12 protein-coding genes are annotated in these 15,631 nt (G+C 74.8%); 6 read left to right on the top strand and 6 right to left on the bottom strand.

Features of this window, described 5'->3' with window-relative positions:
- Positions 1-89: 89 nt before the first annotated feature.
- Entirely contained in the window at positions 90-1,742 is a 1,653-nt protein-coding gene (locus ABD644_RS16580; RefSeq protein ID WP_344690093.1) for a ferritin family protein, read from the bottom strand.
- 330 nt (positions 1,743-2,072) lie between these two features.
- On the opposite strand from ABD644_RS16580, the gene ABD644_RS16575 reads away from it, so the two are divergent.
- The 4 genes from ABD644_RS16575 (at position 2,073) to ABD644_RS16560 (ending at position 6,164) form a co-directional block, all read left to right on the top strand.
- Positions 2,073-3,956, top strand: a complete 1,884-nt coding sequence (locus ABD644_RS16575) for a sigma-54-dependent Fis family transcriptional regulator (RefSeq protein ID WP_344690092.1) — start codon at positions 2,073-2,075, stop codon at positions 3,954-3,956.
- Positions 3,953-4,186: a hypothetical protein gene (locus ABD644_RS16570; protein WP_344690091.1), complete on the top strand. Its 234-nt coding sequence runs from the start codon at positions 3,953-3,955 to the stop codon at positions 4,184-4,186. The genes ABD644_RS16575 and ABD644_RS16570 overlap by 4 nt, the downstream gene beginning before the upstream one ends.
- Positions 4,187-4,377: 191 nt before the next feature.
- Positions 4,378-4,965 carry a TMEM165/GDT1 family protein gene (locus ABD644_RS16565; RefSeq protein WP_344690090.1) on the top strand — a complete coding sequence of 196 codons (588 nt, stop codon included), beginning with the start codon at positions 4,378-4,380 and terminating at the stop codon, positions 4,963-4,965.
- Positions 4,966-5,054: 89 nt separating this feature from the next.
- Positions 5,055-6,164, top strand: a complete 1,110-nt coding sequence (locus tag ABD644_RS16560; protein ID WP_344690089.1) for an MFS transporter — start codon at positions 5,055-5,057, stop codon at positions 6,162-6,164.
- 111 nt (positions 6,165-6,275) lie between these two features.
- On the opposite strand, the gene ABD644_RS16555 is transcribed toward ABD644_RS16560, so the two are convergent.
- Positions 6,276-7,079 (bottom strand): DUF6597 domain-containing transcriptional factor, encoded by an 804-nt coding sequence (locus ABD644_RS16555; RefSeq protein ID WP_344690088.1) that lies wholly within the window; start codon positions 7,077-7,079, stop codon positions 6,276-6,278.
- A 117-nt stretch (positions 7,080-7,196) separates the two neighbouring features.
- Between ABD644_RS16555 and ABD644_RS16550 the strand changes: the two genes are divergently transcribed.
- The gene (locus ABD644_RS16550) at positions 7,197-7,670 is read left to right on the top strand and encodes a VOC family protein (protein WP_344690087.1); all 474 of its coding nucleotides are present in this window, start codon (positions 7,197-7,199) and stop codon (positions 7,668-7,670) included.
- Here the strand turns inward: ABD644_RS16550 and yczE are convergent.
- Positions 7,615-8,274 (bottom strand): membrane protein YczE, encoded by a 660-nt coding sequence (yczE, locus tag ABD644_RS16545; RefSeq protein WP_344690086.1) that lies wholly within the window; start codon positions 8,272-8,274, stop codon positions 7,615-7,617. The two genes, ABD644_RS16550 and yczE, sit on opposite strands and share 56 nt — an antisense overlap.
- A 58-nt stretch (positions 8,275-8,332) precedes the next feature.
- Between yczE and yczR the strand changes: the two genes are divergently transcribed.
- The gene (gene yczR / locus ABD644_RS16540; RefSeq protein ID WP_344690085.1) at positions 8,333-9,769 is read left to right on the top strand and encodes a MocR-like transcription factor YczR; all 1,437 of its coding nucleotides are present in this window, start codon (positions 8,333-8,335) and stop codon (positions 9,767-9,769) included.
- On the opposite strand, the gene larC is transcribed toward yczR, so the two are convergent.
- The 3 genes from larC to ABD644_RS16525 all read right to left on the bottom strand — a co-directional run bounded on the left by larC (position 9,770) and on the right by ABD644_RS16525 (position 15,518).
- Positions 9,770-10,945, bottom strand: coding sequence for a nickel pincer cofactor biosynthesis protein LarC (gene larC / locus ABD644_RS16535; RefSeq protein WP_344690084.1), 1,176 nt, complete (start codon positions 10,943-10,945; stop codon positions 9,770-9,772).
- An 89-nt stretch (positions 10,946-11,034) separates the two neighbouring features.
- A complete protein-coding gene (locus ABD644_RS16530; protein ID WP_344690083.1) occupies positions 11,035-13,806 on the bottom strand; it encodes a diguanylate cyclase domain-containing protein in 2,772 nt (923 codons plus the stop codon).
- Positions 13,803-15,518, bottom strand: a complete 1,716-nt coding sequence (locus tag ABD644_RS16525; RefSeq protein ID WP_344690082.1) for a diguanylate cyclase — start codon at positions 15,516-15,518, stop codon at positions 13,803-13,805. The genes ABD644_RS16530 and ABD644_RS16525 overlap by 4 nt, the downstream gene beginning before the upstream one ends.
- Between the last annotated feature and the right edge of the window lie 113 nt (positions 15,519-15,631).

Below are 15,631 nucleotides of genomic sequence, written 5' to 3'. Positions count from 1 at the left end.
CCTTCCCGTCGGTGGTGACCGGACCTGGGCGTGCGTGTCTGGCGGGGGAGGGCCGGGCGCGCCGACCCTCCCCCTCGCCTGACCCGCGCTCAGGCGTTCTGGGGTGCCGGCCGTCCGGCCGGGCCCTGACGCCTGTAGTTCTCGATGAACGCCGTCCGCTCGGCGTCGCTCATCTCGTTGAACAGGACGTTCGGGCTCAGGAGTGGGCCGAGCCGCTTGAGGTGATCGGTGGTCCACATCTTGCTGGGGTCGAGGTTCAGATGCGGCTGCGCCGTCATCGTCTTCCCGTCGTCCCGGACGTAGCCCATGTCCTCGACGACCTTGTCCCACGTCCAGCCGTGGTAGAGGGTCTCCCACTCGCGGTGGCCCACCAGGCGGCCCATGTTCGGGGTCTCGCGGCCCTGGTAGACCGGCCGGAACGCCGTGACGTCGGTCCACTTGCAGGTCTCGCTGCAGTAGGTGCGGTGCACGCCGTCGATCTCGGCGGTCTGGATGTCCTCGCGGATCAGGCAGGGGACCATGCAGACCCAGCAGCGGTTCGGGTACACGTAGTCGACGTCCTCACCGACGATCGGCTTGTGCCCGTTCGGGATGGCGAGCCGGCTGTAGTTCTCCCACCACTTGCCGTACTTGTCGTACCAGCCCGGGTACTTGTACTCGAACCACTCGAAGTCCTCGTCGGTCATGCCGTCGATCCGCCAGTAGTTCGCCAGCCAGCCGGTGGCGAAGAACTGGGCGACCTCGTGGACGTAGCCCTTGTTCCAGATCCGGTTCCAGGCCTCTTCGACCAGGTCGTGCGGAACGGTGAGGCCGTACTTCTCCAGCGGGACCAGGTAGCTGCGGTAGTAGTCGTCGTAGATCCACCGGCGCCACATCTCGGCGTAGGACTCCCGGTCCTTGCGGCGGTCCTTGGTGCCGTACTCGATGAAGGTGCCGATGGCGGCGTCGACCACGGCGTGGTTGTTCCACCACGCGTAGCGCAGGTCGCGCTCGAGCAGCTGGCGGTTGCCCTCGTCGGACAGCGCCATCAGCAGGGTCGCGTACCCGTTGGAGATGTGCCGGGACTCGTCGGACTGGACCGAGTGGAAGACCGTCGGCAGCAGGTAGTCGCCGTTGGCCGCCGCCTCGGCCGGCATGGCCACGAACAGCGTGTTCGTGAAGGCCGTCTCCGCGACGATGGTCAGGTAGATGCTGGCCGCGGTGATGGCGTCCCCGGTGATGAACCCCTCGGCGAACTGCCGGCCGATGGTGCCGGCGTAGTCGTTGTGGAAGTTCCGCAGGCTGTTGTTGAAGCCCGCCGGGTCGATGTAGTTGTTCATGTACAGGCGCTTGAGGTTCTGCTGGATCGTCGAGTGCCGGACCTCGTCGATCATCTGGATCGCCTGGCCGTTGTGCAGTTCCGGGTTCGGCACCGCGTGGAACAGCATCGGCATCGAGCGGGCGGCCGAGATCTCGGGCAGCGGGATGATCGACAGGAACAGCTTCTGCCACTCCAGCCAGCGTTCCTGCACCTGGCGGAACATGTTCCCGCGGATCGCGCCGTCCTCGGCGCCGTAGACGCGGTTGTCCTTCTCCTCCTCCATCGGGAAGTACGAGCGCAGGATCTGCTTGAGCGGGTCCTTCTTCTGCGCCTTCCGGAAGGTGTAGTCGGTGCCGTACTTCATGTACGGCTCGTGGTACTGGGGCTCCCAGGCCAGTTCCTGGATCTTCTGGTGGGCCTTCGCCAGGCTTTGCCGACTCACGTCGTCTCCTCACGGTTGTGGTCGGGCGGACTCGTCGGTGCCGCAGCCCCCCGGGTGCACGGAAGCTCCGAAGGGCGGGTGCGGCGACCCGTTCTCGTCGTCCGAAGCCGCGACGGGCGCGGGCGCCGCGGGCCCCGGAGGTACGCGAGGCGGCGGCGGGGATGGTTGTCGCTGCCGTTCACCTCGTGGCAGGAATCACACTCGTCCACGGAGGGCTCGGTGGTCTCAATATGAGACGTCCACCGGTCCGCCCGTTCCTAGAGTGGGTCGCACCGGGGGCGTCCGCGCAGCGGCGGGCGCCAGCTCCTCCGAGCAGAGGGAGGCGACGGGTTGTCCATCGGGTCGCAGCCGCCGTCGCACGGGAGCGCCGCCGGCCTGCGCCCGGGGACGGGCGTGCTGCCCACCGCCGCGATGGCCGGCAGCGACGAGCTCGCCCGCGCGCGCACGTCGTTCCTGGACGCAGAGCAGGTCCTGGCCGGCGTCGTCCGGGAGCCCATCCTCGCCTCGTGGACCCGCTCCCGGGTCTTCCAGGTGCGCCCGGACCACCTGGAGCTGCCCTTCGAAGCGGGCCCGGACGGCGAGACGAGGCTGACCCTCGCCGCCGAGCCGGTGCTCCGCGACATCGCCGACCTGTTCGCCACCGAGCCGGTGAGCGTGATCCTCTGCGACGCCGACGGCGTGGTGCTCAGCCGGCGCACCGGCGACCGCACCCTCGAGCAGCACCTCAACCAGGTCTGGTTGGCCCCCGGCTTCAGCTACGCCGAGCGCTTCGTGGGCACCAACGGCATCGGCACCGCCCTGGAGGCGCGCGGCCCGGCGCAGGTCTTCGGCCACGAGCACTACGTCGACCGGCTCGAGGACCTCGCGTGCGCGGGGGCGCCGATCCGCAGCCCGGTGACGGGCAAGGTGCTCGGGGTCGTCGACCTGACCTGCTGGCGGCGCGACGCCGGTCCGCTGCTGGTCGCCACCGCCGCGACGCTCACCCGCCGGATCGAGACGATGCTGCTCGAGCAGTCGGGCCAGCGGGAGGTCGCCGTGCTCAGCGACTACCTGGCGGCCTGCCGGCGCAACCGCGGTCCGGTGCTGGCCATCGGGGACGACCTGCTGATGATGAACGACCGGGCCCGCGAGCTGCTCGACCCGGCCGATCTCGAGCCACTGATCGCGGAGGCCGGCGAGGCGCTGGCCGCCGGACGGCGGCATCCCCTGGTCATCGACCTGCCCAGCGGACGCACCGCCCGGGTGCACTGCCGTCCCACGCTCAGCGGGGCGGCCGTCGTCGGCGGCGTCCTGGACGTCGGGCTGATCACCCCGGCGCCCGCGACCGACCTGCACCTGGTTCCCACGCCGCGCGGCCCGCTGGCGTCGGCCGTCGGCTCCGGCGCGGCCTGGTCGAAGTGCTGCTCGGCGGTCGACCGTCACGTGCAGGCCGGCGAGTGGCTGGTCCTCGAGGGCGAGCCCGGGTCCGGCCGGACGACCGTCGCACACCTCACGCACCAGAGCCGCACCCCGGCCGCGCGCATGCGCGTCCTGCGCAGCGAGGACCACGGACCGCACCGGGCGGCCGAGATCGCCGACGAGCTGGCGGCCGGCGGCGGAACGCTGGTCCTGGCCCACATCGACCAGCTGCCCGCCGACGCCGTCACCGAGCTCATCGAGGTGCTCGAGCCCTACCGGGAGTCGGTCGCCGTCGACCGGACCTGGGTGGTGGCCACGCTGACCCCCTCGGACGTCGACCGCCCTCCCGAGCTGGACGAGCTGCTGTCCTGCTTCCCGCGCACGGTCACCGTCCCGCCCCTCCGGCACCACATCGAGGACGTCGCCGAGCTGGTGCCGCACCTGCTCGCCCGGCTGAGCCACGGCCGCCCCCTGACCTGCTCCCCGGAGGTCATGCGGGTGCTGATGCACAACCGCTGGCCGGGCAACGTGACGCAGCTGGCCTCGGTCCTGCGCAAGGTGGTCGCCCGCCGCCGGACCGGCGTGATCGAGCTGCGGGACCTGCCGCCGGAGTGCCGGTCGACCACCCGACGGGTGCTCGCCCCGCTGGAGTCGCTCGAGTGCGACGCCATCGTGGAGGCGCTGGTCGACGCCGGGGGCAACAAGGTCGAGGCCGCCCGCCGGCTGTCGATGTCCCGGGCGACCATCTACCGCAAGATCCGCGACTACGGCATCTCGGTGCCCGCCACCGAGCCCACCGGGCGGGGCTCGCGGTGACCGACCCGCTGGTGACCCGGGCCGTCGGCCGGAGCACCGTCGTGCTCGCCTACCTGGCGGCGCTGGCGATCGCGGGCCGGCCGGCCTGGCTCGCCGTGCTGCTGGGCGTCGCCCTGGTCCTGGTGTGGGCGTCCCCGCTGCTGATGACCCGTCGCCGGCCGCTCTGGGCGCGCCACGGACTCTCGGGTGAGTCGCGCGTCACGATGCGCGACGACGTCGATCCCGGCTAACCTCGGGGGCAGCGAAGGGGAGTAGCCCCCAATGTCGCGGTCGACACACTGACCGAAGCCGGACCATCGGCTGACGTCCGGCCGCGCGGCCCCGCTCCGGCGAGGCGGGCGAGACCTTCGATCCAGGCAGCACGTGCCGGGTCGAGGTCTCGCACTTCGTCCCGGCCGGACCAGAGAGGCCCACCGGTTCCGTGGACGCAGTACTCGCGAGCACGCTCATCTCCTTCGGCGTCATCTTCGTCGCCGAACTGGGCGACAAGTCCCAGCTGATGGCGTTGACCTTCGCCACCCGTTTCCGCGTCTGGCCGGTGCTGATCGGCATCACGATCGCCACGGCGATCGTCCACCTGGCGTCGGTGGCCATCGGTTTCGGTCTCGGGGAGGCGCTGCCCACCGGGTGGATCAACCTGGCCGCGGCGCTGGCCTTCGTGGCGTTCGGGTTCTGGACGCTGCGCGGGGACACCCTCACCGAGGACGAGCAGGAGAAGGTCAACCGCGTCGGCAAGCGGGCGATCATCGCCGTCGGCACCGCGTTCTTCCTCGCCGAGCTCGGCGACAAGACGATGCTCGCCACGATCACGCTGGCCACCGACCACGGCTGGTTCGGCACCTGGCTGGGCTCCACCCTCGGCATGGTCGCCGCGGACGCCCTGGCCATCGTCGTGGGCCGGGCGCTGGGCAAGCGGCTGCCCGAGCGGGCGATCGCCTACGGCGCCGCCACGCTGTTCTTCCTGTTCGGTCTCTGGCTGGCGATCGAAGCCGTCGTCGAACTGACCTGACAGCGGGGCCCGGCGGCGCTACCGTCCGCGGCATGCCGTTCCGTTGACGTGCCCTGCCGCCCGACGCCCGTCCCCTCGCCCGCCTGGCGGTGGGGTGGGCCGCGCTGTCCGAGCTGGTGCCCTACTACCCGCTCTACGCGCTGCTGTTCCTCGACACCGGCCTGTCCGGCGCGCAGATCTCGGCACTGTTCGCGATCTGGTCGGTCACCGGGTTCGTCGCCGAGGTGCCCTCCGGCGCGCTGGCCGACCGCTGGTCGCGGCGCGGCGTCGTCGTCCTGGCGTCGGTCCTGCAGGCCGTCGCGTTCGTCGTCTGGACGGCGGCACCCGAGCTGTGGGCCTTCGCCGTCGGCTTCGTGATCTGGGGCGTGGCCGGGGCGATGGTCTCCGGCGCGTCGGAGGCGCTGGTCTACGACGGGCTCGCCGCCGTCGGCGCGGAGGCCGGCTACGTGCGGGTCAACGGCGCGATGACCGCGGCCGAGCTGCTGGTGCAGATCCCGACGGCGCTGGCGGCCGGCGCCCTGTTCGCCGTCGGGGGCTACGCCGCGGTGGGGTGGGCGAGCGTCGGCACCTGCCTGGCCGCCGCCGCGCTGGCGCTGCGGTTCCCGGAGGCGCCGCGCCGGGCCCCGGGCGACGGTGACTCCCTGGCCGGCACGCTCCGGCAGGGGATCGCCGAGGCCGTACACCGGCCCGGGCTGCGGCTGCGCGTGCTGGCCGTCGCGCTGATCGGCGGCCTGGACGCGGTCGAGGAGTACTTCCCCGTCCTCGCCGGGGAGTGGGGGGTGCCGACGACGGCCGTGCCGGTCGCGGTGCTGGTGATCGCGCTGGCCGGGGCCGCCGGCGCGGCGCTGGGCGGCCGGGCCGACCGGCTGCGCTCGGGCGTCCTGCTGACGGTGCTCGCCGTCGCGGGGCTGCTCCTGGCCGGCGCCGCTCTGTGGGCCCGCCCGGCCGCGCTGGCCGCCGTGGCCCTGTTCTACGCGCTGTACCTGGGCGTGCTGGTCGTCGCCGAGGCCCGGTTGCAGGCACGGATCGCCGGCGCGCACCGCGCGACGATCACGTCGGTGGCGGGCCTGGGGATCGAACTGGCGTCGCTGCTGGTGTTCGCCGCCTGGGCGCTGGGTGGCCCGCTGGCGGTCGCCGTCCTCGTGGTCGCCGTCGTCCCGGTGGTCCGTGCCGGGCTGCGGACCCGCTCGCCGGTCTGACCTGCGTCGCGAGGCGCACTCTTGCGCTGTTCCACCTGCTTTTGCGCCGTTGCACCAGCGCGAGAGTGGAGGAAACGGCGCAAGAGCTGGGGGCGACCGACCGCGTCGCAGCTAGCTCCCGCGCGCCCGTTGCAGGTAGGCTGAGGGCGTCGTGCCCACCACCGCGCGGAAGTCGCGGCTGAAGTGCGCCTGGTCGAACCAGCCGAGGTCGGCGGCGAGGGCGGCGAGGTCGTCGACCTCACCGGCGTCGATCGCGGCGGCGGCGTCCTGCAGCCGGTACCGGGCGAGCACCTTCTTCGGGCTGACGCCGACGTACGCGGCGAACAACCGCTGCACCGACCGCGTGCTCAGCCCGCCGAGCGCGGCGACCTGGTCGACCCGGACCAGCGAGCGGTCCTCGATCATCGCGTCGAGCAGGGCCAGCAGGTCGAGGTAGGCCGGCTCCGCGGTCGGCGCGAGCGGGGCGAGGGCGCGGTCGAGCACGGCGGTGCGGGCGGCGTCGTCGTCCTCGGCCAGGACGGCGTCGCGCAGGACGGCGGGGTCCAGCCCCAGGTCGGAGCCCAGCGGCGCCACCCCGTTGCGGGACGGCAGCCGGCCGGTGAAGGCCCGGAACCCGCCGGGGCGGAACTTCACCGCCGTCACCCGGCCGCGCCCGACCAGGTCGACGGTGAACCGGCGGGTGACCACCCCGTGCACGAGGACGGCGGGCAGCGCGAACCCGAACCGCGGCCGGTCGCCCGACTCCACCGACACGTTCACGCTCGGGTGGCTGAGCACCTCCGAGCGGAACGGCGGGCGGCCGGTGAGGTCCCAGCGCACCGACCAGTAGCGCTCGACGAACGGGGCGAGCGCCGGGTCGACGGCGGCGTCGCGGCGCAGGGCGGCGGCCTCGGCGGTCTCGGCCGGGCGCAGCACGCCGCGCTCGGTCGCCGGACTCGTCGCGCTCGGGGTCGTCGCTCTCGGGGCCGTCGCTCTCAGGGTCGTCGCGTTCTTCCAAGACGCCACCGGGCCACCCTAGGCAGGCTCGGTGACATGACGATCATCGACGGACGCCCCGAGGGCTACACCACGCTGACCCCGTTCCTCGTCTGCTCACCGGCCACCGAGGCGATCGCCTTCTACGAGGCGGTATTCGGGGCGACGGTCGTGAGCCGGATGGACGGCCCGGGCGGCACCGTGCTGCACGCGGAGCTGGACCTGGGGCTCGGTCGGCTGCAGCTGTCGGACCCCAACGCCGAGTACGGCCTGGTGGCACCGAGCAGGGACGGCGACGCCGTGAGCGGCTCGACGTGCATCTACGTCGCCGACGTGGACGCGGTGTTCGACCGGGCGGTGGAGCGCGGCGCGACCGTGCGCGAGAAGCCGAGCACCTTCGTCACCGGCGACCGCTTCGCCTCGGTCTACGACCCGTTCGGCCATCGCTGGGCGGTCATGACCAAGGTCGAGGAGATCAGTCCGGAAGTGACGCAGCGCCGACTGGACGAGTGGGCGTCGACACAGGGCTGAGCGACAACCGCGGCAGGAGCACCTGCACGAGCGGGCCGATGGCCACCGCGTAGACGACCGTGCCCACGCCGAGCGTGCCACCGAGCAGCCAGCCGGTGGCGACGACGGCGACCTCGATCGAGGTGCGCACCAGTCGTACCGAGCGGCCGGTGCGGCGGACCAGGCCGGTCATCAGCCCGTCCCGCGGCCCGGGCCCGAGGTGCACCCCGATGTAGGCCGCGGTGGCCACGGCGTTGAGCAGCACGCCGGCCACCAGCAGACCGACCCGCAGGGGGAGGGGCGACGGCGCGGGGACCAGCGCCAGCGTCGCGTCGACGGCGAGGCCGATCACGACGACGTTGCTCACCGTGCCGAGCCCCGGTCGCTGGCGCAGCGGGATCCAGCACAGCAGCACCAGCGCGCCGACCAGGATGGACACGGCGCCGATCGACCAGCCCATCCGGCCGGCGAGCCCCTGGTGCAGCACGTCCCACGGCATGTTGCCCAGCGCAGAGCGGATGATCAGCGCCATCGAGACGCCGTAGAGCACCAGCCCGGCGTAGAGCTGGATCAGCCGGTGGGGCAGCCGGCGGCCACGGAGCGAGGGCCGCGAGCACTGGAGCACGCGACCAGCATGGCCCATGATTGGCCTGCCAACCACGGGCCAATCGGGAGGTAGTGGCGTGGAGACGACCTCGGCCCGCCGGCTGGCGGAGCTGGTCGGCGACCTCGCCGGCGAGCGCCCGCCGCGGTACGCCGCGCTGGCCCAGCGGGTGCGGATGCTCGTCGCCGACGGCCGGGTGCCGCTCGGCACCCGCCTGCCCGCGGAGCGCGAGCTCGCCGCGGCGCTGACGCTCAGCCGGGCCACGGTCACCGCCGCCTACGCCCGCCTCCGGGACGACGGCTGGGCGACGGCACGCCAAGGCGCGGGCACGTTCGCGGCGCTGCCCGCCGGTCCGCACCGCGGCGCCTGGGTGCCCGGCCCCGTGGACGACGGGTCGATCGACATGGCGCACGCCGCCCCGTCGGCGCCCGCGTCGGTCCCGGCCGCCTTCGCCGCCGCCCTCGCCGAACTGCCGCGCCACCTGCCCCAGCACGGCTACCACCCGGCCGGGCTCCCGGATCTGCGCGCCCGGATCGCCGAGCGGTACACCGCGCGGGGGCTGCCGACGACGCCGGAGCAGATCCTCGTGACCGCGGGCGCGCTGCACGGCGTCGCGACGGCGTTCCAGACCCTGGTGCGCCGTGGTCAGCGGCTGCTGACCGAGCAGCCGACCTATCCGAACGCGCTCGACGCGGCCCGGGCGTCGGGCGTCCGCATCCTCCCCACCGCGCTCGACGCGGCCGAGCCGGACGCGTGGCTCGACGCGGCCGAGCGGGCGCTGCGCACGGTCCGGCCGGCCGCGGCGTACCTGATGCCGGACTTCCACAACCCGACCGGCCGGCTGGTCGACGCCGCCGGCCGGGAACGCCTCGCCGCGGCGCTGCGGCGCGCGGGCACCGTCGCCGTCGTCGACGAGACGTTCGCCGAGCTGTGGCTGGACACCCCCGCGCCGCCCCCGCTGGCCTCGTTCGGGGAGGGGCACGTCTCCGTCGGCAGCCTGAGCAAGACGTTCTGGGGCGGCCTGCGGATCGGCTGGGTGCGCGCCGAGGCCGAGACGGTGCGCCACCTGACGGCGGTCGCCGTCCGCTCGACGATGGCCGGCCCGGTCGTCGAGCAGCTCGCCGCCTGCGCACTCCTCGACGGTGCCGACGCGGCCCTCGGCGAGCTCCGGCAGCAGCTGCGCGAACGACGCGCGGTGCTGCTCGGGGAGCTGCGGTCACGGCTGCCGGCGTGGCGCGTGCGGGAGCCGGCCGGCGGGCTCGTGCTGTGGTGCGGGCTGCCGTCGCCGCGGTCGCGGGCGCTGGTCGCCGCCGCCGAGGGGCACGGCCTGCGGCTCGCGCCGGGGCCGCTGTTCGGCACCGGCCACGCCCTCGACGACCGGCTGCGGCTGCCCTACACGCATCCGCCGGAGCTGCTGCGCGCGGCTGTCTCCCTGCTCGCCCGCGCCGACGCGGACGTCGAGCACGGCGCCGCGCCGCCCGACGGTGCCCCTGCGCCCGCGGACCCGGTGGTCTGATCAGCCGGCGGGGTAGGCCTCCTCGGCCGCGGCGGTGGCGGCCCGCAGCACCTCCTTGACCGGGAGGTCCAGGTCGCGGGCCAGCGCCGCGACGTCCTCGTACTCGACGCTGACGTTGACCACCCGCCCGCCGTGCACGGCGACCTTCACGCCCACCCGCCCGCCGAGCACGTCGACCGACGCCGACGCCCGCTCCAGCGCCGCCTTGCCCACGGGCACGATCCGCAGGCCGATGGTCGACGTCGTCGCGAAGACCGCGCCCTGCACCGCCGCCACCACCTCGGGCCGGCAGAGCGCGGACAGCGTGTGGGCCGGGCGGCCCTTCTTCATGACGATCGGCGTCAGCCAGGCGTCCGAGGCCCCGGCGGCGAACAGGGCGTCGAGGACGCCGGGCCACAGCCGCGGGTCCAGGTCGTCGATGTTGCTCTCGATGACGACAGGGCCGACGGCTCCGGCTGCGTCGGATGGCTCGCCCAGCACCAGGCGGAGCAGGTTCGGGAGCTGCTCGGGATCGCGGCTGCCCGCGCCGGTGCCCACCCGCTCGACCCGCATCGGCGGCAGCGCCCCCCACTCGTCGACGCGGGCCGCGAGCAGCGCCGCCCCCGTGGGCGTGCACATCTCCATCGCGACCGGGCCGGCCACGACCGGGATCCCCTGCAGCAGTTCCAGCACGGCGGGTCCGGGGATCGGGACGACGCCGTGCGCGCCGCGGACCGAGCCGCTGCCCAGGGTCACCGGTGAGGCGTGCAGCCGCTCCAGCCCGAGGTGCTCGAACGCGGCGACGACACCGACGACGTCGGCCAGCGCGTCGAGGGCGCCCACCTCGTGGAAGTGCACGGTCTCCGGCGCCACCCGGTGCACCCGGCCCTCGGCGACCGCGAGCCGCTCGAACACGGCCAGCGCGCCCTCGCGCACGGGCGTGGGCAGGTCGGCGTCGAGCAGCAGCCCGCGGACGTCGGCCCAGGTGCGGTGCTCCGTCGACTCGGGGGCGTGCACGTGCACGCGGATGGCGCCCAGCCCGTGGCGGGACGTCTGCTCCGTGACCAGCCGGACCTGCTCCACCGGCAGGGCGGCCACGGCGGCGGCGGGCACGTCGAGCGGCACCCCGGCGTCCACGAGCGCACCCAGCAGCATGTCCCCGGACGCGCCCGCGGAGAGGTCCAACCACCCGATCACGGGTTGATCATGCCTTCCCGGCGAGATCGCCGATCTCGCGCGGTTCGACCCCCCAAAGCGTGCGAGATCGCCGATCTCGCCGGGGTTGGTCAGGCGCGGTGAGCGCGGCGGGCCACGCGGGCGGCGAACACGCCGGCCGAGTAGCCGTTGTCGATGTTGCTCACGACGACGCCCGGTGCGGCCGCGTTGAGCATCGTCATCAGCGCGCCGAGGCCGCCGAACGCTCCGGGCTGCCCGGTCGACGTCGGGACGGCGACCACGGGGACGTCGGTCATCGCGCCGATCGTCGTGGCGAGCGAGGCGTCCAGGCCCGCGACCACGACCAGGCAGTCGACGCCGTCGAACAGCGACCCGTCGGCCAGCAGCGACCGGACCCGGCTGCCGGCGACGTCCTCGACCCGCACGACCTCGGTGCCCGTCACCCGGGCGACGAAGGCGGCCTCGGCCGCGACCGGGACGTCGGCGCCGCCGGCGCACAGCACCCGCACCCGGCCGACCGGCTCGGGAACCGGGCCGACGGCGGCGGCCAGGGCGGCGGCGTCCATGGTCGTGTAGGCGTCGTGCTCGGCGGCCAGCGCGACGAGGGTGTCGGCGGTCGCGCGCAGCACGAGGGCGGGGCGGTCGGGGTGCTCGCGGCGGGCCTCGCGCACCAGCGCCAGCACCTGCTCGGTGCTGCGACCCGTGGCCCAGATGACCTCGGGCTCGGCCGCGACGACGGGTGCCACCGCCGACGGCGACTGGGACGGCAGCGGGCCCAGGAGCGGGTCGGCGTCGCCGGTCGCCAGCGGCGGGTCGGGGGAGAGCAGGAGCGGAGCGAACCCGCCGGCCTCGTCGGGCGAGGGGGAGTCGTCCAGCGGGGAAGGCTGCACGGCGACGACCGTAGCCGCCGGCTCGGCGTCGGCCGGGGAGTCGGGGTCGGCCGTGTCGGGGGGCGGGCCGAACAGCGCGTCCAGCGGGCTGCCGGCGGCCCGCTGGGTCACCCCGGAGAGGCGGACGACGCGGTCGCGGCCGCTGCGCTTGGCGTCGTAGAGCACACCGTCGGCGGCGGCGAAGAGGGTGCGCCGGTCGTCGCCGCGGGCGGCCGACGCGATGCCGACGGAGATCGTCACCGGGACGTCGAGGCCCAGGGCGTCCCAGGCGTAGGTGGCCACCTTGCGGCGGGTCCGCTCGAGCGCCCGCTCGGCCTGCTCGGCGGTCGTGTCGGGCAGCAGGATCACGAACTCGTCGCCGGCCCAGCGGCACACCTCGTCGGTGTCGCGGACGCCGTCGACGAGCAGGTCGGCCACCGCGCGGAGGACGGCGTCGCCGCCGGGGTGCCCGATCGCGTCGTTGATCGACTTGAACCGGTCCACGTCGACGACGGCCAGCGCGGGCGCGGCCCCGGTCGACAGCAGCCCGTCGAGCCGGGCCTCGGCGTAGCGCCGGTTGGGCAGGTGGGTGAGCGGGTCCTCATAGGCCTGCCGGCGCAGCTGCCCGGCGGCCCGTTCGGTCTCCAGCAGGCTCTTGCGGCGGCCGAACAGCTCCACCCAGCGGGTGCGCCGCTCGTCGACCCGGTCCAGCTCGTCGGACAGGTAGGCCTGCAGGTAGGGCAGCGCCCGGCCGGCGTCGTCGAGCTCGGCGTGCAGCGTGCACAGCTCGCGCAGCGCCGCGCGGCGCAGCCGGGGCAGCCCGTGCTCGGTGGACAGGGTGAGCGCCGAGACCAGGTGCTCGTCGGCGGTGCGGACGTCGCCCTGCCGGCGCAGCGCCCGGCCCAGCGCCAGCTGGGCGGAGGCGAGCTGCGCCCGGTCGGCGGTGGCCGAGGTGATGCGGACGGCGGCACGCAGCTGCCCGGTCGCCGCCACGTGCTCGCCGAGACCGACCAGGCCCCAGCCGTGCACGACCTGGGCCGCGACGATGCCGGGAGCATCCGGTGGCAGCAGCTCGAGCGCCTGCTCGGCCAGCCGGCGGGCCTCGGCGAAGTGCGGGACGGCCGACTCGGGCACGCCGTCGTCGAGAAGGCCCTCGCCGAGCTCGGCGCACAGCTCGCCGAGGCGGGTGGCGCTGGCGGCGACCAGGACGGCGGGGTCGCCGTCCTCGGGGCCCAGGGTGGCGGGGTCCTGCGCGGCGGCGGTGGCGGCCTCGTGGGCCCGGCGCTGGTAGTCCAGCGCCAGGGGCATCAGCTCGAGGTCGGCGAGCACGCCGGCGAGGGTGTCGAGGGTGTCGACCAGCAGGGCCGACGGCGGCAGCACCGGGTCGAGCAGGCTGGCCGCCTCGACCGCCTCGTCCATGGCGGCGTCGATGCGCCGGGAGAGCAACTCGATGCGGGCGTGCCGGGCCAGGCCGGCGGCGCGCTGCAGGTCGTCGTCGGCGGCGTCGAACGCGGCCTTCGCCGAACGGACCAGCGCGATCGCCAGGGCGGCGTGCGAGGCGGACTCGGCGCGCGGGTCGTCGTCGTCCTCGCCGTCCCCGTCGATCAGCTTCTCGACGCCGGCGTGCAGGTCGAGGGCCGGCTGGTCGGGGTCGTCGGAGGCGACCGGCTCGCCGACCAGGGTGAACCCGGCCACGCGCAGCCGGCGGACGAGCAGCTCGGCGCGCAGCGTGTCGGCCCAGGCGCGGCCGAGGGAGACCGGGGCGTCCTCGACCGCGTCGTCGGCGGTGACGGCCGCGACGTAGGGCGAGGGGTCCCGCTCGACACCGGCGAGCAGTTCCTCGGCATCGTCGAGCTGCCAGTTCGCCAGGGCAGCGGTCACCCGGTGGTGCAGGGCTCCCGGTGGCACGAGCGCACTGTGCACGTCGTCCCCGCTGCTGTCGAGCATGTGTTCGGAGGCGCGCCGTCCCCCGTCCGTCGTGTCCCACGTGCCCCACGCGGACGACGGGCTCACGTCGCCACCCCGGTATCCCCGCCAGTTCCGTCATCTGCGGTATCGGCGGGCTGGGCGCCCCCCGGCGCGCGCACGCGGTTGCGGCCGCCGCGCTTGGCGGAGAACAGGTTCAGATCGGCCGAGTCGAACAGCGCGCGCCACCCGACGGGTGCGGGTTCCTCCGCACCGGCGGCGGGTGCGGTGGCCACGCCGATGCTGACCGTGACCGGTTCGTCGAGCGGCAGGTCGGACCAGTCGGCCCCCGCGACGGCCGAGCGGAGCCGCTCCATGACGACGACGGCCTGCGCCTCGGTCGCCGTCGGCAGCACCACCAGGAACTCGTCACCGGCCCACCGGTAGACCTCGTCCCCGGTGCGGCTGTGCTCGCGCAGCAGGTCGGCGACCCGCCGCAGGACGGCGTCGCCCTCGGTGTGCGAGGCGGCGTCGTTGACCGACTTGAACCGGTCGACGTCGACGACGGCCAGCGACACCGGCTCCTCGCCGAGCCGCAGCGCCCCGAGCCGGCGCTCGGCGCTGCGCCGGTTGCCGAGCCCGGTGAGCGGGTCCTCGAGGGCGTGCCGGCGCAGCAGTGCCGCCTGCCGCTCGGCCTCGCGCAGCCGGCTGCGGCGGACGAACATCTCGGCCCACAGCTCGCGGCTGCGGGCGTGCGCGCGGCCGGCGTCGGCCCGGTAGGCCTCCAGCCAGTGCAGCGCCTCGGCCGGGCGGCCGAGGTCGGCGGTGTTGCGGCCCAGCTCCAGCAGGCACTGGCGGTAGCGGCGGCGGTCGCCGGCCGCGACGAACGCCCCGGCGGCGTCGACCAGCAGGCCGATCGACTCCTCGCCGGCGATCGGGTCGCCGTCGCGCTCGGCGATGCGGGCGAGCAACCGGGCGAGCACCAGGTCGGTGTAGGCGCGCAGCCACACCCCGCCGGTGCCCTGCACGTGGCGGCGGACCCGGCGCAACGGCCCGAGGGCGTCGTCGAGGTCACCCGAGCAGACCAGCGCCCACGCCTGGACGACGTCGAGCAGGTCCTCGTCGGCCGGGTCGGGCTCCCAGTCGATGTCGCGGGCGGCCGTGGCCGAGGCGATGCTCTCCACGGCCAGCTCCTTGGCGCGGACGGCGTCGCCCCGGCGGAGCACGGTCTGGGCGAGCTCGACGTGCTGCTGGGCCGACAGCAGGCGCATCCGCCAGAGGTGCTCGGGCTCGCGGAGAGCCGCGGCCACGTGCTGGCCGCGGGTGGCGTGGGCGATCGCCAGCTCCTCGAGGTCCAGCGTGGAGAGCGTCATCGACAGCCAGCGGTGCGCCTCGTGCAGCGCGCGGGACGGGCCGCCGGCCGCGGGGGCGTCGGTGAGCAGGCTGGCGTCGACGGCGAGCAGCATCGCCCCGTCGACGTGGTCGGCGGTGACCTCGACGTGGGCGAGGTAGGCCATCGCGAGCGCGGTGTCGGCCGACGGCGGGCACTTGTCGAGCGCCTCGCGGGCGGCGGCGACCTCGGCGACGACGGCGTCCGGGTCCTCGTCGAACAGGCCGCGCCGGGCGGCCACGGCATGCCGCCACACGACCCAGTGCGGGTCGATGCCCTCGCTCCCGGCGAAGGCGGCGCCCGCCTCGTCGAGCAGGCCGGCCAGCGCGGCGGCGTCGTCGCGGTGGGCGACGGCGAGCAGGCGCCACAGCACGGTCTGCAGTTCCTCGGTGGTGGTGTCGGGCGCGCGTCGAGCCGGGCGGGGGGTCACGCATCCCTCCATCCACGCCGTCGAGCGGCCCGCACGGGCCCGGGATCTGCCGGTACAGCGAGGCAGCTTCCCCCGGGTGCGGCGTCTCCGCCCACCCGCCCGCACTACCCTCG

It is taken from the genome of Blastococcus jejuensis (assembly GCF_039534705.1).
In the GTDB taxonomy this organism is placed as follows: domain Bacteria; phylum Actinomycetota; class Actinomycetes; order Mycobacteriales; family Geodermatophilaceae; genus Blastococcus_B; species Blastococcus_B jejuensis.
The sequence above is the reverse complement of the archived record's forward strand: the minus strand, read 5'-3'. Positions and strand labels throughout refer to the sequence as shown.